The sequence below is a fragment of the Streptomyces sp. NPDC004788 genome, assembly GCF_053601115.1.
The window spans coordinates 1-24577 of record NZ_JBSGBF010000091.1 but is presented as its reverse complement, the minus strand read 5'-3'; the positions used below and the strand labels follow the sequence as shown (position 1 = coordinate 24577).

Below are 24577 nucleotides of genomic sequence, written 5' to 3'. Positions count from 1 at the left end.
CGCCACATTGGCAGAGGTGAGGGTGGTGCAGGCAGGATGGGCGAGGCGGGAATGCGCCGTGGCCGATTCCCGCCAGGCACCGACGGAACGAACGCGTCCGCGGCCGCCCCGGGATGTCCGGGTCGTCCGGGGGCGTCCGCGCGAGGGGTGGGAGCAGGGACATGCTGGGAGCGATAGGTCTCGACGAACGGCAGGAGTCCGCCTACCGCGCGCTGGTCGCGCTGGGCGCGGCCGAGGTCTCCGACCTGGCCCATCGGCTGGCCCTGCCGGAGGGCGACACCGAGCGGACGCTGCGCCGCCTGGAGTCGCAGGGCCTGGCCGCCCAGTCCTCGGCGCGCACCGGACGCTGGGTCGCGGCACCGCCCGGGGTGGCGCTCGGCGCGCTGCTCACCCAGCAGCGGCACGAGCTGGAGCAGGCGGAGCTGGCGGCGAGCCTGCTCGCGCAGGAGTACCGGGCCGAGGCGGCCACCGAGCCGGCCGTGCACGACCTGGTCGAGGTGGTGACCGGCGCGAGCGCGGTCACCCACCGCTTCCTCCAGCTGCAGCTGGGCGCCGTCGACGAGGTGTGCGCCCTGGTCACCGGCAAGCCGATCGCCGTGTCCGGCATGGACAACGACGCGGAGGCGCTGGCCGTCGAGCGCGGCGTGCGCTACCGGGTGGTGATCGAGCGCGAGGTGCTCAGCCTGCCGACCGGCCTCCTGGAACTGTCGACGGCGCTCGGCCGGCACGAGCAGATCCGGGTGGTCGACCGCGTGCCGACCAAGCTGGTCGTGGCGGACCGCTCCCTCGCGATGGTCCCGCTCACCGGCCGCGGCGCCGAACCGGCCGCGCTCGTCGTGCACGCCAGCGGCCTGCTGGAATCCCTGATGGGCCTGTTCGAGTCGGTGTGGCGCGACGCGCTGCCGCTGCGGCTCGGCGCGGGCGCGCAGGTCACGGAGGACGAGGTGCCGGGCCCGGACCCGACGGACCTGGAGATCCTCTCGCTGCTGCTCGCCGGGATGACGGACGCGAGCGTGGCGAAGCAGCTGGACCTGGGGCTGCGGACCGTACAGCGGCGGGTGAAGGGGCTGATGGAGATGACGGGCGTGACGACCCGGCTGCAACTGGGCTGGCACGCGTACGAGAAGGGGTGGGTGGCCCGGCGGTAGGGGCGGACGGGCGGCCCGGCGGTAGGGGCGGACGGGCGTGGCCGTAAGGTGACGGCCTGATTCCGGTTCACTCCCAGGAGAGCACCCCTATGAACGGAAGGCGCCGCCGCGCCCTGCTGACCGCCGTGACCCCGATGCTGGAGCCCGGGGAGCTGGTGGAGGTGACGACCGTCGTGAACCTGAGCACGGTGTCGGCCGGGCGGACCGCGGCCTTCGGCATAGCCTCGGCGATCGCGAGCGGCGGGTCGGTGACGGTGATCCCGGTGCCGACGCCGATGTACCTGGTGCTGACCGACCGCCGGATCGTCATCTTCGAGGCGGATCCGGTGTTCGCGAAGCCGGTGCGGCACACGATGACGATCCAGCGCGCGGGCCTGTTCCGCTCGGCGGTCAAGGAACGCTTCGTGAACTCGTCGTTCGTGCTGTCCTCGCCGTACAGCGCGTCCTCCCTGAAGCTGATCTTCCCGCTGGTCGAGCGCAAGGCCCGCAACCAGGTCGTGGCGGCCCTGCCCCCGACCGCCGACTGACCCCGTACTCCACGCGTACTCCTTGCGTACCGCTTGACCTGCGGGAACGCGCAGGCTCCGGCACGCTGGGCAGATGGGTGTGTGGCAGCAGCTGCTGATCGGCATGGTGATGCTGCTCGGCCTGTTCGGGGTGCTGACGCCCGGCGTGCCGGGAACGTGGCTGGTGTGGGCCGCGATGCTGTGGTGGTCGCTGCACGAGCGGACCGGCCTGGCCTGGATCCTCCTGGTCTCCGCCACCGGCCTGCTGCTGCTCACCCAGGCGATCGTCTGGCAGCTGCCGCCCCGCCGCTTCCGGGGCGTCGGCATCACCCGCCGGATGGTGGCGTACGCGGGCATCGGCGCCTTCCTCGGCTTTCTGCTGATCCCCGTGCTCGGCGCGATCCCCGGTTTCGTCGGCGGCGTCTACCTCTGCGAACGGCTCCGCCTCGGCGGCCACGGCCAGGCCCGGGCGGCGACGCGCACGGTGATGCGGGCGGCGGGGACGAGCGTGCTCGTGGAGCTGTTCGCGTGCCTGCTGATCGTGGGGGCGTGGGTGGGGGCGGAGATCTGGGCCTGAGGAAGCCGGGCCCCTGACGTCAGGGCTGCGGGGACCGGCGACGAGCCAGGTAGCGGGCCGCGTACGAGCGCCAGGGGCGCCATTCCGGGTGGTCCGGGAGGCCGGGCGCGGGCACGTCCGGGTCGCCGAGGGCGCGGGTGCGGATCGCGGCGACGGCCTCGGGGCCGACGCCGGGGACGGCGGCGAGGGCCGCGGCGGAGGCGTCCCGGTCGGCGCCCGGGTCGAGGCGGACGGTGCCGTCGGCGAGGACGCCGGCGAGCGGGCCGGCGGCCGGGTGGGCGGTCAGGGCGGCGGGTGCGGGGAAGAGGTGGGTGAGCGTGCCGCAAGGGGTCTCCAAGGGCGTGCCGTGGCGCTCGACGAGCCGCGCGGCCTCGTCCGGGCCGGCCACCGTCCGCAACGCGAACTCCTCCGGCTCGGCGGTGCCCGGCGACCGCACGCCGGGCCGGGCGGCGACCTCGGCGGCGAGGGCCGGGTCGGCGCCGAGACGTTCGGCGACGGCGTACGGGTCGGCGTCCAGGTCGAGCAGGCGGCGCAGGCGCTGCACGGCGGTGGTGAGGTCGCGCAGCTCGGTGAGGTGGATCCGGGCCTCCAGCCAGCCGCCCGGCGATTTCTCGTCGACGGAGACGATGCCCGTGCCGTACGGGAGGCGGAGCGTGCGCCGGTAGGTACGGGCGCCGGGCGGTCCGGCGACCTCCTCGACGCCCGGCAGCGCCTCGGCGGCCAGCAGGTCGAAGACCTCGGCGGCCGCGTACGGGCCCCGGTGCGCGAGCCGCAGCGGGACGCCGGCGGCGAGCGCGGTGCGGGTTCCGGCGGCGGTGCCGGTGCCGGACTCGGCGCGCAGCGCGGTGGGGGTGCGGGCGTAGACGGCGCGGATGGTGTCGTTGAATTGGCGGATGCTGGCGAATCCGGCCGCGAAGGCCACTTCCGTCACCGGCAGGCCGGTCGTCTGCAGCAGCAGCCGCGCGGTGTGCGCCCGCTGGGCGCGGGCGAGGGCGACGGGCCCGGCGCCCAGCTCGGCGGTGAGCTGCCGCTGCACCTGCCGGGCGCTGTACCCGAGCCGCCCGGCGAGCCCCGGCACGCCCTCCCGGTCCACGACCCCGTCGCCGATCATCCGCATGGCCCGCCCCACCACGTCGGCCCGCACGTTCCACTCGGCCGACCCGGGCACGGCGTCCGGCCGGCACCTCCGGCAGGCCCGGAAGCCGTGCGCCTGGGCGGCGGCCGCGGTCGGGTAGAAGCTGACGTTGCGCCGCTTGGGCGTGACGGCGGGGCAGCTGGGCCGGCAGTAGATCCCGGTGGTCGCCACCCCGAAGAAGAACACCCCGTCGAACCGTGCGTCCCTGCTGCTGACCGCCTGGTACCGGGTCTCCTCGTCGAGCCCCCCGCCCGCCGCCCCGCCTGCCGTCGCTGCCGTCGCCATGTCCGTCATGCCTCCAGTCTGCGGGAGGGGACGGACACCGACTGGCGGTTTTCGGACGGCGAGGAGCGGGACGACGGGGAGGACGGGAAGGACGGGCCCGGGGGCGTGGGGCGGGGGGCGTGGGGCTACCGCAGGCGCCCGCGCTTCGCCTCCATCGCCGCGCGGCCCTGCGCACCCATGCGCTTCCAGTTCTTGAGCATCTCGGCGCGGACGCGGGCGTCGGTCTTGGCGACGAGGCGGCGGTTCTCGCGGATCAGCTTGCGGTAGCTGTCGAGGCGGCGTTCCGGCAGGGTGCCGTCGGCGATCGCCGCGGTGACGGCGCAGCCCGGTTCGGATTCGTGGGCGCAGTCGTGGAAGCGGCACTCGGCGGCGAGGTCCTCGATCTCGGCAAAGACCTGGCCGACGCCCGCCTCGGCGTCCCACAGTCCGACGCCGCGCAGGCCGGGGGTGTCGATGAGGACACCGCCGCCGGGGAGGGCGAGGAGGTTGCGGGTCGTCGTGGTGTGGCGGCCCTTGCCGTCGATGTCGCGCGCGGCCTGGACGTCCATCACGTCCGTACCGAGCAGCGTGTTGGCGAGCGTGGACTTGCCCGCGCCGGACACGCCGAGCAGCACGCTGGTGCCGCCGCCGGCGACCGCCTGCAGGACGTCGAGTCCTTCGCCGGTGTGCGAGGAGACGGGGAGGACCTGGACGCCGGGGGCGACCGTCTCGACGTCCTCGACGAGGTAGGAGAGGCCGACCGGGTCGGGGACCAGGTCCGCCTTGCTCAGCACGACGAGCGGCTGCGCGCCGGACTCCCAGGCGAGCGCGAGGAAGCGCTCGATCCGGCCGAGGTCGAGCTCGACGGCGAGCGACACCACGATGATCGCGTGGTCGACGTTCGCGGCGAGGATCTGGCCCTCGGACCGCTTGGACGAGGTGGAGCGGGCGAACGCCGTACGACGGGGCAGATACGCCCGTACGTAACGGGGGTCGCCGACGCCGTCGGGGTCGACGGCCGCCCAGTCGCCCGTGCAGATCACCCGCAGCGGGTCGTGCGGGGTGACGAACGCCGTGTCGGCGCGCACGAGCCCCTCGGGCGTGACCAGGTCGCACTGGCCGCGGTCGACCCGGACGACCCGGCCGGGCAGCAGGCCCTGCGCCGCGTACGGGGCGAACTCGGCCGCCCAGGCGTCGTCCCAGCCGTACGGGGCGAGAGCGGAAGCGGAAGAGGAGGAGAAAGCGTCGGTGGAGAAGAAAGACAAGGGGGACCCTTCACAGAGGTGGCCCCGGCGGCGCGCTCCGAGCGCGCGGAAGTCGAGTGGGTGTCAGCCGGAGACCACAGGGGTGGGAACGATGAACTCCTGAATGCGGGCAGAGCCCGTCACCGTGACCGTCATCACTGTCCTCACCTCCTGCTTCTTGCTCGACGAACCGACAACGTCCCTTCTGGGAACGGATGATCAGCACCCTAACCCCGTCCCGGGGCATGGCACCACCGATTAAAACCGGAAGCCGCGCCCACCGGCACTCCGCAGCAGACGAACCGGCCTTACGCCGGGGTCGCGCAGTGTCCTGCACGAGCTGGACGTGCCCGGGAGGCTTTCCTGTGCGGCTTGTCGCGACGGCGGTCAGACCACGGAGTAGAAGCGGATGGCGACTTCGGAGTCGTCGCCGCGGGCGAGGCCGATGAAGACGGTGCGGGCGAGCCAGAGATGGGCGGGGGCGTCGGTGCGGAAGACGGGGGAGGTTCGGTAGTACACACCTGCCTCGGACACCTGCAGGGCGCCGTCGTACTGCGCGGGGGCCGTGGGGTCGTCCTCGTGGTAGTAACCGCGGTTGGTGATGTCGATGACCGAGCCGTCATCGGCTTGAAGGAGGTATCGGGCATCGAGCTGGTAGACCCCGCCGCGTCTGTCGCACCAGTCGCCGCCGCCGGCCAGGACGGTGCCGCGCAGACGGGGGCCATCGACAGTGCCGCCGGTGATGGGGACGTACTCGGTGACTTCGCCGGCACCGTGCCCGATGTGCAGGGAAGGCGCGAGGAAGGCACGGACCTCGAAGGCGAAGTCGAGGGCGGGGGTGAAACCCGGCCCGGCGACGGTCTGCGGCTCTGGGGCGATCACGGCACTCCGTAAGGCTGCGGGGCTGGCGTGGCGGTGTGGCAGATCGTAGACAAGCCATGCCCAGACCAGTCAACGGTGTTGACATAGCACTGCTCCCCCTGCCCGAACATGGGGAAGCCGTCCGCCGGCGTGACCACTCACGCCGACGGGACGGCTTCGCGACGCCCCGGGGAGTCCCTCCGCGCTCAGGCCGAACCGGCGCGGCTGCGCAGCTCCTCGAGACGGCGCAGCGCGGTCTGCCGCTCAGCCTGGAACCGGCCGACGCGGGCCTGGGTGAGGGCGGTCCAGTGGTCGACCGACTCCCGGGCTCGGTCAAGCGCTTCGGCGAGCCGGCCCTGTGCGGCCAGTTCGTCCCGGTCGCGGTCGGCTTCCTCGGCGTGCCGCAGCAGCGCCTGGGCGGGGTCCTCGGAGGAGGTCGGGGTGGCTTGCGCGCGAGCGGCCTGACGGCGGCGGCGCGCGGCTCCGGCGTATCCGGCCAGGGCGATCAGCCCACCGGTGAGGGCGGCGGAGACAAGCTTCATCAACAGATCATCCATGGTCGCAGTATGGTCCGGCGGCCCGTCGTTGTGGAGATTTTTTCTAGAAAAATATTTCAGTTCTCGATGTGCCTATACTCCCTCCATGGCAAAGCAGTCCCGTGGCGAGGCCACCGTCGAACGCCTCCTGACCGCGGCACTGGAGGTGTTCGTCACGTCGGGGCAGGCCGGGTTCACCGTCAACGCGGTGACGAAGGCGAGCGGGGTCAGCCTGGGCAGCCTGTACCACCACTTCGGCAGCTTCGACGGCCTGGCGGCGGCTCTGTACGGGCACTGTCTGGGGCAGACGTACACGGCGGCGCTCGCCGCCGTCGACCGGGCCCGGACCGCCCGTACCGGCACCCGGGCGTTCGTGACGACGTATCTGCGCTTCATCCAGGAGAACCCGGCCGTGGCCCGCTACCTGCACGGCTCGGCGTACTCCAGCTATCTGGCCGTCGACGCCGACCGGGCCCGCGGCGTCGAACCGGACCACTTCCCCCGGGTCGCCGACCACCTGCGGCGCTGGCTCGACTCGGGCGAGATCGCCCCCCTCCCCGATCCGCTCTTGGAGGTCCTGGTCGTCGGCCCGGTCGCGGTGGCCGCCCACCGCTGGCTCGCCACCCCCGAGGACATCGACCTCAACCAGGCGGCGCGGATTCTGTCGGACCGGATCTGGGCGTCCGTCCGGGCCGAGTAGACCGTTTCACAGGTTTTTCCGTGACGCGCGGGGCGGGGGCCGGGTGTCAGACGGTGGGCCGGCCACTGGCGGTGGTGGCGGGGATCTCCTGGTGGACGTCCCAGTGCTCGACGATCAGGCCGTCCTCGACGCGGAAGATGTCGACGACGGCTTGGCCCGTCTCGCTCGGGGCCGGGGTGAAGTGGCTGTGGACGAAGACGAGGTCGCCGTCGGCGGCGGTGCGGCGGATGTCGAAGCGCAGCTGCGGCATCTGGCCCCGCAGCATGTCGATCAGGCCGGTGAGGGCGTCGAGGCCGTCGGGGAGGTTGGGGTTGTGCTGGAGGAGGCCGGCGGCGACGTAGTTCGAGGCGGTTTCGGTGCGGCCCTGGTTCCAGACGGTCTCCATGAAGTCGGTGACGAGGGCGGTGTTCTTCTCGCTGGTCATGTGGATGCTCCTTTTTCGGTTCGGTTCTGCGAGGGGTTTCGGGACGGTCAGCGGCCGGGGGCGGTGGCCGGGGCCGTGGTGGTGGGCTCGGACGACCGGGGCGTACGAGGCTGGTGGCGGCCGGAGGCCCGGTGGGCCCAGGCGGCCAGGGCGAGCGGGACGAGTCCGGCGGCCGGCAGCCAGGCGGCGCCGGTGGCGGGGAGCAGGGTGGAGCCGAGGAGGCTGCCGATGCTCATGCCGAGGTAGAGGGAGGACGCGTTCAGGGCGAGGCCGAGGGCCCGCTGGTCGGGGACAAGGGCCACGAGCCGGGCCTGCTGGGGGGCCTGGAAGAGCTGGCTGAAGACGGCCCAGACGGTGAAGGCGGTGACGGCGGCCGGGAAGCCGGCCGGGGCGAGCAGCAGGGCGGCGAACGCTGCGGCGAGGCCGGCCACGGAAACGGTGATCGTGAGGGGGCCGCCGAGGCGCTCGAAGACCCGGCCGGCCGCCGCGTTGCCGACGACGCCGGCGACGCCGAACACCAGCAGGAGCAGGGCGACCTGACCGGTGGTGGCGTGGAAGCGGTCGACCAGGTAGGCACCGGCGACGCCGTAGACGGTGAACTGGGCGGCCATGAACGCGAGCGTCGTCGCGATCACGGGCAGCACGCCCTTCGTCCGCAGCACCGGCCGGAAGGCGGCCGCGGTGGCCGGGGTGCCGCGCTCAAGAGCGGGCACCAGGACGGCGACCAGGGCCAACGAGAGCAGGGTGAGGGCGGCTATGCCGGCCGTGGTCCACCGCCATCCGACGCTCTGGCCGAGGCTCGTGCTGAGCGGCACGCCGAGCACGGTCGCCGCCGTCATCCCGGCGAAGACGGTGGCCAGCGCACGGGTGCGGCGCTCCTCGGGCACGAGCAGCGAGCCCGCCGCCGAGGCGGCCGGGCCGAACGCCGCCCCGCCCAGCGCGGTGAGCACCCGGGCCGCGCACAGCACGCCGTAGTCGGGGGAGAGCGCGGCGGCGACGCCTCCGGCGGCCATCACCGCGAGGCCGGCCAGCAGCACGCTCCTGCGGCCCAGGCGCCCCAGGACCACGGGGGCGAGCGGGGCGGTGACGGCGAAGGTGAGCGCGAACACCGTCACGAGCAGGCCGACCCGGGCCTGGGTGACGTACAGCTCCTGGCTGATGGGGGCACTGAGCCCGACCACCGCGAGCGAGGACGTGCCGAAGGAGAAGTAACCGAGGGCCAGGGCCCACAGGGCCGGCCCGGAACGACGGGTGGGCATCGCGTCCATCCCATCCACCCCCATTTCAATACGGTGCGGTGCGGTTCGTAATGCCATTACAATACGGAGCGGTCCGTATGTCAATGGCTTAAGGTGGGGACATGAGCGGACGACCCAGAGACCCCGGCGTGGACGACGCCATCCTGCGCGCGACGAAGGACCTGGTCAGCGAGAACGGCTACCGGGCGGTGAGCATGGAGGGCATCGCCTCCCGCGCGGGTGTCTCGAAACAGACCGTCTACCGGCGCTACCGGAGCAAGGGCGAGGCGATCCTCGAGGTGCTCACCGACATCGCGGCCGGCCGGCTGCCCGTCCCGGACACCGGCACCCTCCACGGCGACCTGGTCGAGCTGCTGACCGCGACCTTCGAGGCCCAGCAGGGCGTCAGCGGCGTCCTCAACCGGGCGCTCGCCGCCGAGGGCGTCCAGGACGAGACCTTCGCCCGCACCATGTGGGAGCGCCTGATCCTGCCCCGGCGCGACCTGGTGCGGTCACTGATGGACCGCGCCCGCGAGCGCGGTGAACTCGCCTATGACGACACCGACTTCCTCATCGACCTCGTCTACGGGCCGATGTGGTACCGGCTGCTGTTCGACCGCACCACCCTCGACGCCGGCTACGCCCGGCGGACCGCCGACACGGTCGTCGCGCTGGCCGCCGCGCGCTGAGATCCGCGGGGTGACGGCCGCCGGGGGCGGTCGTCACCCCGCCCCGTCCGACCGAACCCCTCCCCATAACCTCCCCTAATCCCCCTAACTCCCCCCGCCCCTCCCCCGCATCTCTCCGGTACCTCCCCCGGTGACATCCGAAGTTCGACCCTCCGGTATGTTCCTCCCGCCGATCAGGCAATCGAACGTAGCTATCCAGCCACTGACACACGATGGGGTGGGGCCGCATGCGGCGGCGTCGAATATGGGGTACGGCTGCGGCGGTCGCGGCCGGTCTGTCCGGGATCCTCGTCTTCCAGGGGGTGACCGGTAATCCGATCGGCTCCCTCGACGACGAGGGCGGCTCCGGGCCGGTCCGCACCGAGGCGAGATCGCTCGGTCTGAAGACGGACGCGAACGGGCACAGCGCGACCCTCGCGCAGCAGGACACCAAGCCGTTCAGCATGCTCGGCGTCACCTGGTCCGACCCGCACGCCAGGATCGCCGGCAGCGTGGAGGCCCGGGCCCGCAAGGCCGGCACGGACACGTGGGGCCGCTGGGTGCACCTCGACGGCAACACCGCGCCGGAGGACAAGAACGCCAAGCGCGGCGGCACCGACCCGGCGTGGGTCGGCCCGTCCGACGGCGTGGAGGTGCGGGTCGTCGCGGGCGGCAAGGCCACGGACCGGCTCCCGGCCGGGCTGCGCCTGGACATGATCGACCCGGGCCGGTCGAAGGCCGCCTCGATCGACACGGCGGCGTACGTGATGGAGGGCGCGGCGGGCGCCGAGACCACGGACCCGACCCCGACCGACACTCCGACCACCACGGACCCGGGCACCGGTACGACCACCGAGCCGACCCCCGATCAGACGACCGACCCGGCCCCGACGGACACCGCGACGGCCTCGCCGTCGGACACCGCCGCGACCCCGACGGATCCGGCCCCGACCGACACCGCCACGACCTCGCCCGCGCCGACCGACTCGGCCTCGGCGACGGCGAGCGCCACCCCGACCGTGTCCGTGCCGCCGGCCCCGCCGTCGACCGTGCCGCAGCCGGCGATCAAGTCCCGCGCCGACTGGCAGGCCGACGAGTCCATCAGCCCCGAGGCGCCGAGCTATCTGCCGGGCCCGGTCAAGGCCGTCGCGGTCCACCACACCGCCGACTCCAACACGTACACGTGCGCCGACGGCCCCGCGATCGTGCGTGGCATCTACACGTACCACGTGAAGTCGAACGGCTGGAAGGACATCGGCTACAACTTCCTGGTCGACAAGTGCGGTGTCATCTACGAGGGCCGCAAGGGCGGTGTCGACCGTCCCGTCTTCGGCGCGCACACCTACGGCTTCAACTCCGAGACCGCCGGCGTCTCGGTGCTCGGTGACTACAACACCGCCGTCCCGTCGACCGCCGCGCTGACGTCGGTGGCCCGGCTCGCCGCCTGGAAGCTCGGGCAGTACAAGGTCGACCCGACCGGCACGACCACGCTGACCGCGGGCGCGGCCGGCCCGAGCGGCACGGGCAGGAACTGGGCCGCCGGGGACAAGCTCACCTTCCCGACGATCTTCGGGCACCGCGACGGCTACAACACCGAGTGCCCCGGCAACAACCTCTACGGCCAGCTCGGCACGCTCCGCACCTGGGCGGGCGGCCCGGTCGCCGGACTGACCGTCAAGTCCGTCTCCGGAGCGGGCGCGGCCGGCGGCAAGTACTACACCCGCGGCCCGGTCACCGTGAGCTGGAGCGCCACCACGCCCGCCGCGCTGATCGCCAAGAACGAGCTGCTCGTCGACGGCAAGGCCGTCGCCACCGTCGCCGGTTCGGCGACCTCGGCCTCCACGACCGTCGCGGTCGGCTCCCACACCGTGCAGGTGCGCGCCACCCACCAGTCGGGCAAGACGGCGACCAGCGCGGCCGTCACCGTCGTCGGCGACACCACCGCGCCGTACTTCTCCACCAAGCCGACCGCCGAGCTGACGGGCGGCACGGTCAGCAGCACGTCCGCGCCGGTGAAGCTGCGCTGGAAGGCGGCCGACGCGCTGGCCCTGCGCGACGTCCGGCTCACCACCCCGGCGGTCACCTACGGCCCGGCCACGACCGTCTCGGGCACCCTCGGCGCCAAGCCGGGCGTGACGACGTACTTCACCCTGTCGGCCTACGACCAGGCGGGCAACAAGGGCGCGGCCACCGTCGGCGCCACCCCGGCGATCCTCCAGGAGAGCGCGGCGGCGAAGTACAGCAGCTGGGCGACCCGTTCCTCGTCCAGCTACCTGGGCGGCTACTCGTACTCGAGCGGCACCAAGAACGCGTCCCTGACCTGGACCTTCACCGGCCGTTCGGCGGCCTGGGTGGTCTCCCGGAGCAGCACCTCCGGCCAGGCGTACGTGTACGTGGACGGGGTCAAGGTCACCACGGTCGACCTGAAGTCGGCGACGACCATGTACCGCAACGCGATCTGGACCAAGACCTGGGCGTCCAGTGCCAAGCACACGGTCAAGATCGTCGTCGTCGGTACGTACGGCCGGCCGACGATCACCACGGACGGCCTGGTCTACCTGAAGTAGTCCGGTCCGCGCCCCCGGCACCCGAGAAGGCCCCGGTGTCCGATCCGTACAAGACGGGTCGGCCCGGGGCCTTCCAGCATGGGGCCATGAACACGCACACGAACCGACCCGCACGCCCCGTTCCCCGCCTCGACGTCATCGGCCTGGTCACCGCCGACATGGCCGCCTCGCTCGCCTTCTACCGGCTGCTCGGTCTGGACGTCCCGGCCGGCGCCGAGAGCGCCCCGCACGTGGAGCTCGCGCTGCCCGGCGGCCTGCGGGTGCTGTGGGACACCGAGGACGTCGTCCGCTCCTTCGACCCCGAGTGGTCCCGGCCCGCGGGTGGCGACCGGGTGGCGCTCGCCTTCCGCTGCGCGGACGCGGACGAGGTCGACGCGGTGTACGAGGCGGTCACGGCCGCCGGTCACCGCGGGCACCTGAAGCCCTGGGACGCGGTCTGGGGGCAGCGCTACGCGGTGGTGCTCGACCCGGACGGCGCGGCGGTCTCGCTGTACGCGGACCAGTAGCCGGAGACGCGGCGGGTCCGGGGCACCAGCCGGAGCGCTCGCGGCTCAGCGGCGTCAGCCGGAGAGGTGGCCGGCCAGAGGCGTCAGCCGAAGAGGGAGCCGGTCAGAGCCGTCGGCCCGAGCGCTCGCGGCTCAGCGGCGTCAGCCGGAGAGGTAGCCGGTCAGGGTCGTCCCCGTCAGGGCCCGCATCTCGCGGGCCAGATGGGCCTGGTCCGTGCAGCCCGCGCGGTACGCCGCCTCCGCGTACGGCACCCCGGCCGTCACCAGGGCGAGCGCCCGCTGGAGGCGCAGGATCCGGGCCAGCGTCTTGGGGCCGTAGCCGAACGCGGCGAGCGAGCGCCGGTGCAGCTGTCGTGCGCCGAGGCCCGCCTCGTCCGCCGCCGCACCCACCGAGCCGCCCGCCCGCAGCCGGGCCACCACCGCCCGCAGCAGCGGATCGGGCGCGGGCGCCCCGGCGGCCCGGCGCAGCACCAGCTCCTCCAGGGCGGCGGCCCGGTCGGCCGCCCCGGTCACCTCGTCGGCGAGCCGCCGCGCGGTCCGGGCGCCCCACAGCTCCGCCAGGTCCACGCGCCGGTCGCGCAGCTCGCTCGCCTCGGCGCCGAGCACCCCCGGGGCCTCCCCGGGCGCGAAGCGCACACCGGCGTACACGGCGGCGGGGTTCTCGGGGACGTACGCCCGGGTGTCCGGTCCGGCGACGAGCAGCCGGCCGTCGGCCCAGATCAGGTCCATGCACCCGTCGGGCAGCACCGGGCGGACGGCCGTCTCCCGGGCGACGGCCCGGGTCCAGACGACCGCTCCGGCGAGCCGCGCGGGGCGTTCCTCGTACACCCGCCCAGAGTAGGCCGCGGGGCCTACTCCTTGTCGCGGGTCGCGTGCAGCCGCGACTTCACGTCGTCCGGCGGCAGGAACTTCGACCAGCGTTCCGGGAACTCGGACGGCATGTCGGGGTCGTCCTCGTCCACGTCGTCCTCCTCGGCGCGCAGCCGGGCCACGAGGTCGGCGGCCTGGGCGGCGCGGGCGCGTTCGCCGGCCTCGCGGGCGGCGGCGGTGGCGACGGAGGGCCAGACGCGGTCGATGGCGGCGTTGACGGCGGCGCCGACGAGGACGGCGAAGGCGGAGATGCCGATCCAGAGGAGGACGGCGATGGGCGCGGCGAGGGAGCCGTAGATGGTGGGGCCCTCGACCTGGCTGACCAGGTAGATGCGCAGCAGGAAGCTGCCGAGCACCCACATGCCGAGGGCGACGAAGGCGCCGGGGATGTCCTCGATCCACGGCGAGCGGACCGGCACGGACACGTGGTACAGGGTGGTCAGGAAGACGACGGACAGCAGGATGACCGTCGGCCAGTACAGGACCGAGACGACCTCGGTGCCCCAGGGCAGGATCTGGACGAGGCGGTCGGGGCCGACGACGGCGAGCGGCAGCACGACCGCGCCGATGAGGAGGGCCACGATGTAGAGCAGCAGGGACAGCAGCCGGGTCTTGACGATGCCGCGGTGGCCGTCGAGGCCGTACATGACGGTGATCGTGTCGATGAAGACGTTGACCGCGCGGGAGCCGGACCAGATCGCGATGGCGAAGCCGAGGGAAATGATGTCGGGGCGTTTGGCCCGGGTGACGTCCTCCAGGAGGGGGCGGGCGACCTCGTTGACGCCCTTGTCGGAGAGGACGGTGCCGGCGGCGTGCAGAATGTTCCGCTGGATGCTGGCGACGGTGTCGGTGTTGGTCCACTCGTCGGCGTAGCCGAGCAGGGCGATCAGGCCGAGCAGCAGCGGCGGCAGCGAGAGCAGGGTGAAGAAGGCGGCTTCGGCGGCGAGGCCGAGGATGCGGTACTCCATGCACGAGTTGACCGTGTCCTTGAGGAGCAGCCAGACCATCTTCCGCTTGGAGACGTTGCGGTAGAGGACGCGGGCCCGCTGGAGCCTGCGCCACCGGCGCCGGTCGGACCGCTCCGTCCGCTCCGGTTCCTCGCCCCGATCGCCACGGCCGGGTGTTTCGTTTGCTGCCTGCACCTCCTTACCGTATCGGCATGGCACCAAGGACCCACACCGTGACCAACCAGGCTCCCCCGCTGGTGGGGTACGACGTGTACGCGAGCGACCGGGCACTCGTCGAGGCCGTCGGACGGCACCTGCCGCCGGAGGTGGCGGCGGAGGCCGGTGAGGAGCTGACGGCCCTGGGGGTGTCGGCGGGTTCGGCGCAGGCGCTGGAGTGGGGGCGGCTCGCGAACGAGAATCCGCCGCGGCTGCGGACCCACGACCGGTACGGCCGGCGGATCGACGAGGTGGAGTTCCACCCGTCGTGGCACCGGCTGCTCGGTCGCGGCGTGGCGGCGGGGCTCAGCGGCAGCGCGTGGGGCCGGCCGGGCGGCCATGTGCGGCGGGCGGCGGCGTTCATGCTGGCCTCGCAGGTGGAGGCGGGGCACGGCTGTCCGCTGTCGATGACGCACGCGGCGGTGCCGGCGCTGCGGGCGGATCCGGAGCTCGCGGCCGAGTGGGAGCCGCTGCTCGCCTCCCGGGTGTACGAGCAGGAGCTGTGGCCGCCGCTGGAGAAGTCGGGCGTGCTGCTCGGGATGGGCATGACGGAGAAGCAGGGCGGCAGCGACGTCCGGGCGAACACGACCCGGGCGGAGCCGCTGGCGGGCGACGGCGGGTACGTCCTGACGGGGCACAAGTGGTTCTGTTCGGCGCCGATGTCGGACGGGTTCCTGGTGCTCGCGCAGGCCCCCGGCGGACTGAGCTGCTTCCTGGTGCCGCGGGTGCTGCCGGACGGCACGCGCAACCCGTTCGCGATCCAGCGCCTGAAGGACAAGCTGGGCAACCGCTCGAACGCCTCGGCGGAGGTGGAGTTCGACGGGTCGACCTGGGCCCGCCCGGTCGGTGAGGAGGGGCGCGGGCTGCACACGATCATCGGGATGGTGGCGGCGACCCGGCTCGACTGCGTGCTCGGTTCGGCGGCGCTGATGCGGCAGGCGGTCGCGCAGGCCGTGCACCACGCCTCGTACCGCGCCGCCTTCGGCGGGCTGCTCGTCGACAAGCCGCTGATGCGCAACGTGCTCGCCGATCTGGCCCTGGAGTCGGAGGCGGCGACGGTGCTGGGGATGCGGCTCGCGGCGGCGTACGACGCCGCCGACTCCGGCGCGGAGGACGAGCGGGTGCGGGAGCGGGCGCTGCTGCGGATCGCGGTGCCGGTGGCGAAGTACTGGGTGACGAAGCGGTGTACGCCGGTGGTGGCGGAGGCCCTGGAGTGCCTGGGCGGGAACGGGTACGTGGAGGAGTCGGTGCTGCCGCGGCTGCTGCGCGAGTCGCCGCTGAACTCCGTCTGGGAGGGCGCCGGGAACGTCCAGGCGCTCGACGTGCTGCGGGCGCTGCAGCGGGAGCCGGGCGCGCTGAACGCGTTCCTGACGGAGGTGGGGCGGGCGCGGGGCGCGGACCACCGGCTCGACCGGGCGATCCGGGACCTGCTGGCCGAACTGGCCGATCTGGACGGGATCGAGGCGCGGGCGCGCCGGCTCGTGGAGCGGATGGCGCGGGTGCTGCAGGGCGCGCTGCTCGTGCGGTGGGCGCCGGCGGAGGTGGCGGACGCCTTCTGCGCGTCGCGGCTCGGCGGGGACTGGGGGGCGTCGTTCGGGACGCTGCCGCACACCCTGGACCTGGGCGCGGTGGTGGAGCGGGCCCGACCGCTGGCGTGAACGCCCGTACGGAGAGCCCCTCGTTCGGGTGAGTGAGGCGCTGTGCCGCGCGTGCCAGGGGTGGACCTGAGGGGGTCGGCACGCGCGGAAAAGCCGAGGGTGGTGCTGCGCCGACACGGCACCACCCTCCGCTTCGGTTCCACCTTCGTGCACGAGGGCAGGGGTTGCCAGAGTTGCAAGGGGTTGCAGGATTACGGGAAGCACCCGGCGTGTCGCTCCGCGGAGCGGCACGATGGGCGCCTGGACCCGCGCCGCCGGGGGGCGCGCACTCAGCAGAACCGATACGGCAGCACCACCGCGACACCGCGCGCACCGCACCACGCACGCACCGCACCGCACCACACCACGCACGCACGCACGCACCGCACCACGCACCACGCACCACAGGGCCGACTACCGCACCGCGGATGGCTGGGAGGGACCGATGAACAACACCGAGCTCGACCTGAACCGGCTGGCCACGATGGACGCCGCCCAGGCGACCCGGCTGCTCCACAAGGTCCGCGAGGAGACGCTGGCCGGCCGCACCCCGCCGGTCGCGCCCCGGCGGGTCATCGACGCCTCCTGGCAGCGCATGTTCCGCCTCGGCCTCAAGCCCGACCAGGGCACCAGCAGCGTGCTGCTGCGCCGCGACGAGTTGGAGGAGCGGCGCCGCACGACCGCCCTCGGCGAGGTGATGCGCACGCTCAGCGCCGGGCTCGCACGGATCGCCGACGCCTCGATGCAGATGATGGTGGTGACGGACGAGCACGGCCGGGTGCTGTGGCGGGAGGGCAATCTGTCGGTGATGCGCCAGGCCCACGGCATCTGCCTGGAGGAGGGCGCCGCCTGGAGCGAGAGCGACACCGGGACCAACGCGGTGGGCACGGCCCTCGCGATGGGCCGCGCCGTCCAGGTGCACTCCGCCGAGCACTACGTCCAGCAGCTGCACAACTGGACCTGCGCCGCCGCCCCCGTCCACGACCCGCGCGACCAGCGTCTGCTCGGGATCGTCGACGTCAGCGGCCCGGCCTCCAGCTTCCACCCGACCACGCTCGCGCTCGTCTCCTCCGTCGCCCAGCTCGCCGAGGCCGAGATGCGGCAGCGGCACCTGCGGTCCATCGAGCGGCTCCGCTCGGTCGCCGCGCCCATCCTCTGCCGGGTCGGCGGGCGGGCCGTCGCCGTGGACCCGCACGGCTGGACGGCGGCGGTGACCGGCATGGCGCCGGTGGACCGGCTGGCGCTTCCCAAGTCCTTCCGGGCGGGACGGGTCTGGCTGCCGTCGCTCGGCATGTGCGCGGTGGAGCCGCTGCCCGGCGGCTGGCTGCTCAGGGTGGACGACGAGCCCCCGACGGCCGACCCCGCCTCCGGCGCGGCGAGCCGGGTCGTGCTCGACCTCAGCCGCCCGCGCCGCTGGACGGTCGCCGTGTCGGGCGCGGCCGGCAGCTGGTCGCAGGAGCTCAGCCCCCGGCACGCCGAACTCCTCTACGTGCTCGCCCTGCACCCGGAGGGCCGGACGGCGGCCGATCTCGCCGAGGACGTCTTCGGCGACCGGACGAGGACGGTGACGGTACGGGCCGAGATGTCCCGCGTCCGCCGCAACCTGGCCGGCGTCCTCGCCCACCGCCCGTACCGCTTCAGCGAGGAGGTCGAGGTCGTGCTGCACCGCCCGGCCCACCCCTCGGACCTGCTCCCGCAGTCGACGGCCCCGGCGGTGGTGGCCGCCCGCGCCGGGATGACGGCATGAGGCCGGCGAGGGCGGGCGGGGCGTCCGGCGCTGTCCACATCCTGGACAGCGCTGCTCGACCCGGTCGACGCTCCCGGCGCGCTCAGCTCTCGATGAACTGGTAGTCCTCGGCGATCCGGCCGTCCTCCGCCAGCACGACGAACTCGAGTCCGCCGCCGCCCGGCTCCCCGGTCTCGCCGAGCACCGCCTCCCAGCGGAACTTGATCACGTTGCCGAGGCGCTCGGCGTCCCGCGCCGCGCGGAAGGTCATGGCGCCGGGGGCCACGAACTCCTCGTATGCGCGGTTCACCCGTGCCTCCAGCTCGGCGTGGCCGCGGGCGTGCAGCTCGGGCTCGGCGAAGCCGATGGCGCGGGCGGCCTCGCGCATCTCCTGCGGCGGCTGGAGGACGTGGACGCCGTCCTCGTGCCACAGCTCCCGGACGGCGCGGCGGCGCAGCTCGGGGTCGGGCTCGTTCCAGACGGCGGCGTAGCGGTCGGCGACGGTCTGCGGGTCGGGGTACGACATGGCTGCTGCTCCCTGTTCCGGTGCGGGTGATCGGATGTGTCCAGAATCCGGACCGGGGTGCGGCCCGGCAATTCCCCGCAGGGAATGGCCCACCGGCCGCCCGCTCCGGTAGACACGGGGACGTGACGACCAGCGAGACGAGACCGATGAGCGGCGTGGGCCCGTCGCTGCGCGCGTGGCGGAGCCGGCGGCGGATGAGCCAGCTGGAGCTGGCCTCGCGGGCCGGGACCACGCAGCGGTACGTGAGCTTCATCGAGAGCGGCCGGTCGGTGCCGGGCCGGGCGATGGTGGTGCGGCTCGCCGAGTCGCTGGAGCTGCCACTGCGCGAGCGGAACGCGCTGCTCCTGGCCTCCGGCTACGCCCCCGCGTACCGCGAGTCACGGCTCGACGATCCGGCGCTCGCGCCGGTGCGCACGGCGCTGATCAGCGTGATGGAGGCGCACCAGCCGTATCCGGCGGTGATCGTGGACCGGTACGCGGACCTGGTGGCGGCCAACGCCGCCTTCGCCGCGCTGACCGCGACGGCCGATCCGGAGCTGCTGCGGGCCCCGGTGGACGTGGCCCGGCTGCTGCTGCACCCGCGCGGGCTCGCGCCCCGGATCGTGAACCTGGAGGAGTGGGCCTGGCACATCCTGGACTCGATGCGGAGCGAATCTGTCCGCAATCCGGACGAGCGGCTCACAGATCGGATCGCCGAGCTGACCGCGCTGGTCCCGGAGCGGCCCCGCGACCCCGGGCCGGAGTACGTGGGCTTCGCGGTGCCGCTGCGCCTGCGCACCGCGGAGGGGGACGAGGAGCTGCGGCTGCTGACCACCCTGACCCGGTTCGGCACGGCGTCCGACGTGACGGTGGCCGAGCTGAAGCTGGAGGCCTTCCTCCCGGCGGACGCCCGTACCGCGGAACTGCTCGCCGAGGCCGCCTCCGGCCGCAAGTGATCCCGGCGCCGGTTGCGGTAGTGATTCCGGTCCCGCCTGGCAGGAAGGCCCTGGGAATCCAGCGCTCCGCATGATGCGATAAGCCCATGAGCATCACTCTGACCACCTGGTCCCTGGAACAGACCTCGCCGTCCGACCTGCGTCCGGTCCCCGCCCCCGAGGGCCGGGACCTGAGGATCGTGCGCGCCGGGGAGCCGTCGGCGGAGTTCAGCCGCTTCCTCTATACAGCGGTCGGCGGCGACATCCGGTGGACCGACCGGCTCTCCCTCACCTACGCGCAGTGGCAGGAGATCGTCGAGAAGCCGGGCGCCGAGATCTGGGTGGCGTACGAGAACGGGACGCCGGCCGGGTACGTGGAGCTGGACCCGCAGGACGACGGCGTGGTGGAGATCGTCTACTTCGGCCTGATCCCCGCGTTCCGGGGCCGAGGGATCGGCGGGCACCTCCTCTCGTACGGAGTGGAGCGCGCCTGGGACCTGGCCGAGCGCTGGCCGGAGCGGACACCGACCAAGCGCGTGTGGCTGCACACCTGCTCGCTCGACGGCGAGCACGCGATGGCGAACTACGAGCGGCGCGGCTTCCGGCTCTTCGACACCAAGGTGGAGCAGGCGGAGGAGGCCGAGACGCCGGGCCCGTGGCCGGGCGCGTACGCCTGAGCCGTGGAACCGTATGCACACAGCGCGTGAAAGGGGCCCTGAACTGGGCCCCTTTCGCGTGACCCATGCCACACCGTCTCATGAAGCGAGACACTCCTGTCCACATCCTGGACGAAGCTGGACTGGGTCCAAAGTCCCGTGACACGCTTCCGTCATGTCTGGAACTGGAACTGCCTTGGTGAGTCGGCGGCACGTCGACCTCGGCCGCATGTCCAGCGCCATCTGTTCGGCGCGCTGAGAAAACCAGCACCGCCGCACTCTTCCTGACGTCCTGTTTCGCTGCGCACTGCCGCGCCACCCTCCGACCCACGCGCGAGTGTGCAGGTCAGAGCCGCCCTCTCGCCGTCCCGAAGGACATATCGCCATGGCCGCCACCCCGGAAAACCCCACTCCCGCCACCGCCCGCCGCAAGACCGGGCGCCACCGTGGCGAGGGTCAGTGGGCCGCGGGGCACTTCACCCCGCTGAACGGCAATGAGCAGTTCAAGAAGGATGACGACGGTCTCAATGTGCGGACACGTATTGAGACGATCTACTCCAAGCGCGGTTTCGACTCCATTGACCCCAACGACCTGCGCGGACGCATGCGCTGGTGGGGCCTCTACACCCAGCGCCGCGAGGGCCTGGACGGCACCAAGACCGGTGTCCTGGAGCCGGAGGAGCTGGACGCGGAGTTCTTCATGCTCCGCGTCCGCATCGACGGCGGCCGGCTGAGCACCGAGCAGCTGCGGGTGATCGGCGAGATCTCCCAGGAGTTCGCGCGCGGCACCGCCGACATCACCGACCGGCAGAACGTCCAGTTCCACTGGATCCGGATCGAGGACGTCCCGGAGATCTGGAACCGCCTGGAGGCGGTCGGCCTGTCGACCACCGAGGCGTGCGGCGACACCCCGCGCGTCATCCTCGGCTCGCCCGTCGCCGGCATCGCCGCGGACGAGATCATCGACGGCACCCCGGCCATCGAGGAGATCTACCGCCGGATCGTCGGCAACAAGGACTTCTCCAACCTGCCCCGCAAGTTCAAGTCCGCGGTCTCCGGCTCGCCGCTGCTCGACGTGGCGCACGAGATCAACGACATCGCCTTCGTCGGCGTGAACCACCCCGAGCACGGTCCCGGCTTCGACGTCTGGGTCGGCGGCGGTCTGTCCACCAACCCCAAGCTCGGCGTGCGGCTGGGCACCTGGGTCTCGCTCGACGAGGTGCCGGACGTCTACGAGGGCGTCATCTCGATCTTCCGCGACTACGGCTACCGCCGGCTGCGCAACCGCGCCCGCCTGAAGTTCCTCGTCGCCGACTGGGGCCCGGAGAAGTTCCGCCAGGTCCTGGAGGACGAGTACCTGAAGCGCAAGCTGACGGACGGCCCCGCCCCCGAGCAGCCGGTCGGCCGGTGGCGCGACCACGTGGGCGTCCACAAGCAGAAGGACGGGCGCTTCTACGTGGGCTTCGCGCCGCGCGTCGGCCGCGTCGACGGCGCCACGCTGACGAAGATCGCCGAGATCGCCGAGGCACACGGCTCGGGCCGGGTCCGTACGACCGCCGAGCAGAAGATGCTGGTCCTGGACGTCGAGGAGGCGCAGGTCGAGTCGATCGTCTCCGCCCTGGAGGCGCTTGACCTGCGGGTCACCCCGTCGCCGTTCCGGCGCGGCACGATGGCCTGCACCGGCATCGAGTTCTGCAAGCTCGCGATCGTCGAGACGAAGGGCCGCGGCGCCTCGCTCATCGACGAACTGGAGCGCCGCCTGCCGGAGTTCGACGAGCCGATCACCATCAACATCAACGGCTGCCCGAACGCCTGCGCCCGCATCCAGGTCGCGGACATCGGTCTCAAGGGCCAGCTGGTCCTGGACGCCGACGGCAACCGGGTCGAGGGCTACCAGGTCCACCTGGGCGGCGCGCTCGGCCTGGAGGCCGGCTTCGGCCGCAAGCTCCGCGGTCACAAGGTGACCTCGGCCGAGCTCCCCGACTACGTCGAGCGGCTCCTCAAGCGCTTCCAGGAGGAGCGCGCGGACGGCGAGCGCTTCGCCACCTGGGCGGCGCGTGCCTCCGAGGAGGCGCTGTCGTGAGCGACGCACGCGCGGCCGCCGGGCCGCAGACGACGACGAAAGCCGCACCTCTGCGCCGCACGGGCGGAGAAGCGAACAAGGAGGCGCAGTGAGCGAGCGAGCCGCCCCCTTCTACTGCCCCTACTGCGGGGACGAGGACCTGCGTCCGAACGAGCAGGGCCATGGCGCCTGGGAATGCGCCGCGTGCAGCCGAGCCTTCCAGCTGAAGTTCCTGGGGCTGCTCGCCCCCGGACTTCCGGTCAACGACCCTGGGAGGAATGAGATATGACGGTCGATCAGTCTGCCGATGAGCTGACCGCGGCCGACCTGAAGGCACTCGCCGAGCAGGCCGGCCGCGAGCTGGAGGACGCCTCCGCCCTGGAGATCCTCCAGTGGGCGGCCACCACCTTCGGCAAGCGCTTCTGCGTCACCTCCTCCATGGAGGACGCGGTCGTCGCGCACCTCGCCTCGCGCGCCATGCCGGGCGTGGACGTCGTCTTCCTCGACACCGGCTACCACTTCCCCGAGACCATCGGCACCCGGGACGCCGTCGACGCCGTCATGGACGTCAACGTCATCACGATCACGCCGCGCCAGACGGTCGAGGAGCAGGACGCCGAGTACGGGCCGCGACTGCACGACCGCGACCCCGACCTGTGCTGCGCGCTGCGCAAGGTCAAGCCGCTGGAGGAGGGCCTGACCGGGTACGTCGCGTGGGCCACCGGACTGCGCCGCGACGAGTCCCCGACCCGGGCGAACACCCCGGTCGTCGGCTGGGACGAGAAGCGCCGGAAGGTGAAGATCTCCCCCATCGCCCGCTGGACCCAGGACGACGTCGACGCGTACGTCACGGAGCACGGCGTCCTCACCAACCCGCTCCTGATGGACGGTTACGCCTCCGTCGGCTGCGCACCCTGCACCCGCCGGGTCGCCGAGGGGGAGGACGCGCGGGCCGGCCGCTGGGCCGGGCGCGCCAAGACCGAGTGCGGGCTGCACGGATGACGGACACTCAGGAAACCCAGGAGAAGCACGTGACCGGTGCCACCATCTGGCTCACGGGTCTGCCGAGCGCCGGCAAGACCACCATCGCGTACGAGCTGGCCGGCCGGCTGCGGGGCGAGGGCCACCGCGTCGAGGTGCTCGACGGCGACGAGATCCGCGAGTTCCTCTCCGCGGGCCTCGGCTTCAGCCGCGAGGACCGGCACACCAACGTGCAGCGGATCGGCTTCGTGGCCGAGCTCCTCGCCTCCAACGGCGTGAAGGTGCTCGTGCCCGTCATCGCCCCGTACGAGGACAGCCGCGAGGCGGTCCGCAAGCGCCACGCCGCCGAAGGCACCGCGTACGTCGAGGTGCACGTCGCCACTCCGGTGGAGGTGTGCTCGGTGCGTGACGTGAAGGGCCTCTACGCCAAGCAGGCCGCGGGCGAGATCAGCGGTCTCACCGGCGTCGACGACCCGTACGACGAGCCGAAGAACCCCGATCTGCGGATCGAGTCCCACACCCAGACCGTGCAGGAGTCGGCAGCGACGCTCTTCACGCTGCTCACCGAGAGGGGTCTCGCATGACCACCGTCGCTCATCTCCACGAGGAGACCGACAGCCCGTTCGCGCTGTCGCACCTCGACTCCCTGGAGTCCGAGGCCGTCCACATCTTCCGTGAGGTGGCGGGCGAGTTCGAGCGGCCGGTGATCCTGTTCTCCGGCGGCAAGGACTCCATCGTCATGCTGCACCTGGCGCTGAAGGCGTTCGCCCCCGCGGCGATCCCCTTCACGCTGCTGCACGTGGACACCGGGCACAACTTCCCCGAGGTCATCGAGTACCGCGACCGCGTGGTCGCCGAGCACGGGCTGCGACTGCACGTCGCCTCCGTGCAGGAGTACATCGACCGCGGCGCGCTCAAGGAGCGCCCGGACGGCACCCGCAATCCGCTGCAGACCGTCCCGCTGACCGAGGCGATCCAGCAGCACCGCTTCGACGCCGTGTTCGGCGGCGGGCGGCGCGACGAGGAGAAGGCCCGCGCCAAGGAGCGGGTGTTCAGCCTGCGCGACGAGTTCTCGCAGTGGGACCCGCGTCGGCAGCGCCCCGAGCTGTGGCAGCTCTACAACGGCCGGCACGCCCCCGGTGAGCACGTCCGCGTGTTCCCGCTGTCCAACTGGACCGAGCTGGACGTCTGGCAGTACATCCAGCGGGAGAAGATCGCGCTTCCCGAGATCTACTTCGCGCACGAGCGCGAGGTGTTCCAGCGCAACGGCATGTGGCTGACGGCCGGCGACTGGGGCGGCCCGAAGGACACCGAGACCGTCGAGACGCGGCTGATCCGCTACCGCACGGTCGGCGACATGTCCTGCACCGGCGCGGTGGACTCCGACGCCACCACGCTGGAGGCCGTGATCACCGAGATCGCCGCGTCCCGGCTCACCGAGCGGGGCGCCACCCGGGCGGACGACAAGCTGTCCGAGGCCGCCATGGAAGACCGTAAGCGCGAGGGGTACTTCTAATGAGCACGACCACCGACCAGCCGACCGGCGGCAACGCGGAGCTCGCGGCGACCACCTTGCTGCGGTTCGCGACCGCCGGTTCCGTCGACGACGGCAAGTCCACCCTGGTGGGCCGGCTGCTCCACGACTCCAAGTCGGTCCTCGCCGACCAG

The 24577-nt window shown here is 72.8% G+C and carries 26 protein-coding genes; 17 read left to right on the top strand and 9 right to left on the bottom strand.

The genetic code is table 11. From position 1 onward, the window contains the following. Window positions 1–161: 161 nt before the first annotated feature. The 3 genes from ACWEJX_RS30100 to ACWEJX_RS30090 all read left to right on the top strand — a co-directional run bounded on the left by ACWEJX_RS30100 (window position 162) and on the right by ACWEJX_RS30090 (window position 2231). Window positions 162–1148: a helix-turn-helix domain-containing protein gene (locus ACWEJX_RS30100; protein ID WP_451610578.1), complete on the top strand. Its 987-nt coding sequence runs from the start codon at window positions 162–164 to the stop codon at window positions 1146–1148. A gap of 89 nt (window positions 1149–1237) precedes the next feature. Beyond that, window positions 1238–1675 (top strand): hypothetical protein, encoded by a 438-nt coding sequence (locus tag ACWEJX_RS30095; RefSeq protein ID WP_451610577.1) that lies wholly within the window; start codon window positions 1238–1240, stop codon window positions 1673–1675. 73 nt (window positions 1676–1748) lie between these two features. Beyond that, entirely contained in the window at window positions 1749–2231 is a 483-nt protein-coding gene (locus ACWEJX_RS30090) for a DUF456 domain-containing protein (protein ID WP_451610576.1), read from the top strand. 19 nt (window positions 2232–2250) lie between these two features. On the opposite strand, the gene ACWEJX_RS30085 is transcribed toward ACWEJX_RS30090, so the two are convergent. The 4 genes from ACWEJX_RS30085 to ACWEJX_RS30070 form a co-directional block, all read right to left on the bottom strand. Then, on the bottom strand, window positions 2251–3660 hold the full coding sequence (locus ACWEJX_RS30085; protein WP_451610575.1) for an AlkA N-terminal domain-containing protein: 1410 nt from the start codon (window positions 3658–3660) through the stop codon (window positions 2251–2253). 116 nt (window positions 3661–3776) lie between these two features. Continuing rightward, window positions 3777–4895 (bottom strand): ribosome small subunit-dependent GTPase A, encoded by a 1119-nt coding sequence (rsgA, locus tag ACWEJX_RS30080; protein WP_451610574.1) that lies wholly within the window; start codon window positions 4893–4895, stop codon window positions 3777–3779. 366 nt (window positions 4896–5261) lie between these two features. Further along, a complete protein-coding gene (locus ACWEJX_RS30075; protein WP_451610573.1) occupies window positions 5262–5756 on the bottom strand; it encodes a DUF3237 domain-containing protein in 495 nt (164 codons plus the stop codon). A 185-nt stretch (window positions 5757–5941) separates the two neighbouring features. Continuing rightward, complete coding sequence (locus tag ACWEJX_RS30070) at window positions 5942–6292, bottom strand: hypothetical protein (protein ID WP_451610572.1); 351 nt, start codon at window positions 6290–6292, stop codon at window positions 5942–5944. Between the two features lie 85 nt (window positions 6293–6377). On the opposite strand from ACWEJX_RS30070, the gene ACWEJX_RS30065 reads away from it, so the two are divergent. After that, a complete protein-coding gene (locus ACWEJX_RS30065) occupies window positions 6378–6971 on the top strand; it encodes a TetR/AcrR family transcriptional regulator (RefSeq protein WP_451610571.1) in 594 nt (197 codons plus the stop codon). A gap of 46 nt (window positions 6972–7017) precedes the next feature. Here the strand turns inward: ACWEJX_RS30065 and ACWEJX_RS30060 are convergent, their stop codons facing one another. Beyond that, window positions 7018–7395 carry a nuclear transport factor 2 family protein gene (locus ACWEJX_RS30060; protein WP_451610570.1) on the bottom strand — a complete coding sequence of 126 codons (378 nt, stop codon included), beginning with the start codon at window positions 7393–7395 and terminating at the stop codon, window positions 7018–7020. A 47-nt stretch (window positions 7396–7442) separates the two neighbouring features. Beyond that, the gene (locus ACWEJX_RS30055; protein ID WP_451610569.1) at window positions 7443–8663 is read right to left on the bottom strand and encodes an MFS transporter; all 1221 of its coding nucleotides are present in this window, start codon (window positions 8661–8663) and stop codon (window positions 7443–7445) included. A 92-nt stretch (window positions 8664–8755) separates the two neighbouring features. Here ACWEJX_RS30055 and ACWEJX_RS30050 point away from each other — a divergent pair, with 92 nt between their 5' ends. The 3 genes from ACWEJX_RS30050 (at window position 8756) to ACWEJX_RS30040 (ending at window position 12374) form a co-directional block, all read left to right on the top strand. Then, window positions 8756–9322 (top strand): TetR/AcrR family transcriptional regulator, encoded by a 567-nt coding sequence (locus ACWEJX_RS30050; RefSeq protein ID WP_451610568.1) that lies wholly within the window; start codon window positions 8756–8758, stop codon window positions 9320–9322. A 227-nt stretch (window positions 9323–9549) separates the two neighbouring features. Beyond that, complete coding sequence (locus tag ACWEJX_RS30045; RefSeq protein WP_451610567.1) at window positions 9550–11868, top strand: N-acetylmuramoyl-L-alanine amidase; 2319 nt, start codon at window positions 9550–9552, stop codon at window positions 11866–11868. An 86-nt stretch (window positions 11869–11954) separates the two neighbouring features. Then, window positions 11955–12374, top strand: a complete 420-nt coding sequence (locus tag ACWEJX_RS30040; RefSeq protein ID WP_451610566.1) for a VOC family protein — start codon at window positions 11955–11957, stop codon at window positions 12372–12374. 141 nt (window positions 12375–12515) lie between these two features. Here the strand turns inward: ACWEJX_RS30040 and ACWEJX_RS30035 are convergent, their stop codons facing one another. Beyond that, entirely contained in the window at window positions 12516–13202 is a 687-nt protein-coding gene (locus ACWEJX_RS30035) for a helix-turn-helix domain-containing protein (protein ID WP_451610565.1), read from the bottom strand. 23 nt (window positions 13203–13225) lie between these two features. Then, on the bottom strand, window positions 13226–14386 hold the full coding sequence (locus ACWEJX_RS30030) for a YihY/virulence factor BrkB family protein (protein ID WP_451610564.1): 1161 nt from the start codon (window positions 14384–14386) through the stop codon (window positions 13226–13228). 17 nt (window positions 14387–14403) lie between these two features. Between ACWEJX_RS30030 and ACWEJX_RS30025 the strand changes: the two genes are divergently transcribed. After that, on the top strand, window positions 14404–16065 hold the full coding sequence (locus tag ACWEJX_RS30025) for an acyl-CoA dehydrogenase family protein (RefSeq protein WP_451610563.1): 1662 nt from the start codon (window positions 14404–14406) through the stop codon (window positions 16063–16065). A 424-nt stretch (window positions 16066–16489) separates the two neighbouring features. After that, on the top strand, window positions 16490–17791 hold the full coding sequence (locus tag ACWEJX_RS30020; protein WP_451610562.1) for a GAF domain-containing protein: 1302 nt from the start codon (window positions 16490–16492) through the stop codon (window positions 17789–17791). A gap of 82 nt (window positions 17792–17873) precedes the next feature. On the opposite strand, the gene ACWEJX_RS30015 is transcribed toward ACWEJX_RS30020, so the two are convergent. Further along, window positions 17874–18296 carry a hypothetical protein gene (locus tag ACWEJX_RS30015; RefSeq protein WP_451610561.1) on the bottom strand — a complete coding sequence of 141 codons (423 nt, stop codon included), beginning with the start codon at window positions 18294–18296 and terminating at the stop codon, window positions 17874–17876. 146 nt (window positions 18297–18442) lie between these two features. Between ACWEJX_RS30015 and ACWEJX_RS30010 the strand changes: the two genes are divergently transcribed. From ACWEJX_RS30010 to cysD, 8 genes are all read left to right on the top strand, one after another. Continuing rightward, on the top strand, window positions 18443–19231 hold the full coding sequence (locus ACWEJX_RS30010; protein WP_451610583.1) for a helix-turn-helix domain-containing protein: 789 nt from the start codon (window positions 18443–18445) through the stop codon (window positions 19229–19231). 86 nt (window positions 19232–19317) lie between these two features. Beyond that, window positions 19318–19887 (top strand): GNAT family N-acetyltransferase, encoded by a 570-nt coding sequence (locus ACWEJX_RS30005; RefSeq protein WP_451610560.1) that lies wholly within the window; start codon window positions 19318–19320, stop codon window positions 19885–19887. 154 nt (window positions 19888–20041) lie between these two features. Next, window positions 20042–20125 carry a putative leader peptide gene (locus ACWEJX_RS30000; protein ID WP_389208060.1) on the top strand — a complete coding sequence of 28 codons (84 nt, stop codon included), beginning with the start codon at window positions 20042–20044 and terminating at the stop codon, window positions 20123–20125. Window positions 20126–20251: 126 nt separating this feature from the next. Beyond that, window positions 20252–21949 (top strand): nitrite/sulfite reductase, encoded by a 1698-nt coding sequence (locus tag ACWEJX_RS29995; protein ID WP_451610559.1) that lies wholly within the window; start codon window positions 20252–20254, stop codon window positions 21947–21949. Window positions 21950–22037: 88 nt separating this feature from the next. Beyond that, window positions 22038–22217, top strand: a complete 180-nt coding sequence (locus tag ACWEJX_RS29990; protein WP_451610558.1) for a hypothetical protein — start codon at window positions 22038–22040, stop codon at window positions 22215–22217. Beyond that, window positions 22214–22930, top strand: coding sequence for a phosphoadenylyl-sulfate reductase (locus ACWEJX_RS29985; protein WP_451610557.1), 717 nt, complete (start codon window positions 22214–22216; stop codon window positions 22928–22930). The genes ACWEJX_RS29990 and ACWEJX_RS29985 overlap by 4 nt, the downstream gene beginning before the upstream one ends. Continuing rightward, window positions 22927–23493 carry an adenylyl-sulfate kinase gene (gene cysC / locus ACWEJX_RS29980; RefSeq protein WP_451610556.1) on the top strand — a complete coding sequence of 189 codons (567 nt, stop codon included), beginning with the start codon at window positions 22927–22929 and terminating at the stop codon, window positions 23491–23493. Before ACWEJX_RS29985 ends, cysC begins: the two co-directional genes overlap by 4 nt. Beyond that, window positions 23490–24425 (top strand): sulfate adenylyltransferase subunit CysD, encoded by a 936-nt coding sequence (gene cysD, locus ACWEJX_RS29975; RefSeq protein ID WP_451610555.1) that lies wholly within the window; start codon window positions 23490–23492, stop codon window positions 24423–24425. Before cysC ends, cysD begins: the two co-directional genes overlap by 4 nt. Window positions 24426–24577: the final 152 nt, after the last annotated feature.

Bases quoted from the DNA above. Each gene is read 5' to 3' on its own strand.
- ACWEJX_RS30090 (WP_451610576.1), top strand. From the start codon at position 1,749: ATGGGTGTGTGGCAGCAGCTGCTGATCGGCATGGTGATGCTGCTCGGC.
- ACWEJX_RS30100 (WP_451610578.1), top strand. From the start codon at position 162: ATGCTGGGAGCGATAGGTCTCGACGAACGGCAGGAGTCCGCCTACCGC.
- ACWEJX_RS30065 (WP_451610571.1), top strand. From the start codon at position 6,378: ATGGCAAAGCAGTCCCGTGGCGAGGCCACCGTCGAACGCCTCCTGACC.
- ACWEJX_RS29995 (WP_451610559.1), top strand. From the start codon at position 20,252: ATGGCCGCCACCCCGGAAAACCCCACTCCCGCCACCGCCCGCCGCAAG.
- ACWEJX_RS30020 (WP_451610562.1), top strand. From the start codon at position 16,490: ATGAACAACACCGAGCTCGACCTGAACCGGCTGGCCACGATGGACGCC.
- ACWEJX_RS30040 (WP_451610566.1), top strand. From the start codon at position 11,955: ATGAACACGCACACGAACCGACCCGCACGCCCCGTTCCCCGCCTCGAC.
- ACWEJX_RS30095 (WP_451610577.1), top strand. From the start codon at position 1,238: ATGAACGGAAGGCGCCGCCGCGCCCTGCTGACCGCCGTGACCCCGATG.
- ACWEJX_RS29985 (WP_451610557.1), top strand. From the start codon at position 22,214: ATGACGGTCGATCAGTCTGCCGATGAGCTGACCGCGGCCGACCTGAAG.
- ACWEJX_RS30055 (WP_451610569.1), bottom strand. From the start codon at position 8,663: ATGGACGCGATGCCCACCCGTCGTTCCGGGCCGGCCCTGTGGGCCCTG.
- ACWEJX_RS30000 (WP_389208060.1), top strand. From the start codon at position 20,042: ATGTCTGGAACTGGAACTGCCTTGGTGAGTCGGCGGCACGTCGACCTC.
- cysC (WP_451610556.1), top strand. From the start codon at position 22,927: ATGACGGACACTCAGGAAACCCAGGAGAAGCACGTGACCGGTGCCACC.
- ACWEJX_RS30050 (WP_451610568.1), top strand. From the start codon at position 8,756: ATGAGCGGACGACCCAGAGACCCCGGCGTGGACGACGCCATCCTGCGC.
- ACWEJX_RS30025 (WP_451610563.1), top strand. From the start codon at position 14,404: ATGGCACCAAGGACCCACACCGTGACCAACCAGGCTCCCCCGCTGGTG.
- ACWEJX_RS30010 (WP_451610583.1), top strand. From the start codon at position 18,443: ATGAGCGGCGTGGGCCCGTCGCTGCGCGCGTGGCGGAGCCGGCGGCGG.
- cysD (WP_451610555.1), top strand. From the start codon at position 23,490: ATGACCACCGTCGCTCATCTCCACGAGGAGACCGACAGCCCGTTCGCG.
- ACWEJX_RS30070 (WP_451610572.1), bottom strand. From the start codon at position 6,292: ATGGATGATCTGTTGATGAAGCTTGTCTCCGCCGCCCTCACCGGTGGG.
- ACWEJX_RS30005 (WP_451610560.1), top strand. From the start codon at position 19,318: ATGAGCATCACTCTGACCACCTGGTCCCTGGAACAGACCTCGCCGTCC.
- ACWEJX_RS30015 (WP_451610561.1), bottom strand. From the start codon at position 18,296: ATGTCGTACCCCGACCCGCAGACCGTCGCCGACCGCTACGCCGCCGTC.
- ACWEJX_RS30085 (WP_451610575.1), bottom strand. From the start codon at position 3,660: ATGACGGACATGGCGACGGCAGCGACGGCAGGCGGGGCGGCGGGCGGG.
- ACWEJX_RS30045 (WP_451610567.1), top strand. From the start codon at position 9,550: ATGCGGCGGCGTCGAATATGGGGTACGGCTGCGGCGGTCGCGGCCGGT.
- ACWEJX_RS30060 (WP_451610570.1), bottom strand. From the start codon at position 7,395: ATGACCAGCGAGAAGAACACCGCCCTCGTCACCGACTTCATGGAGACC.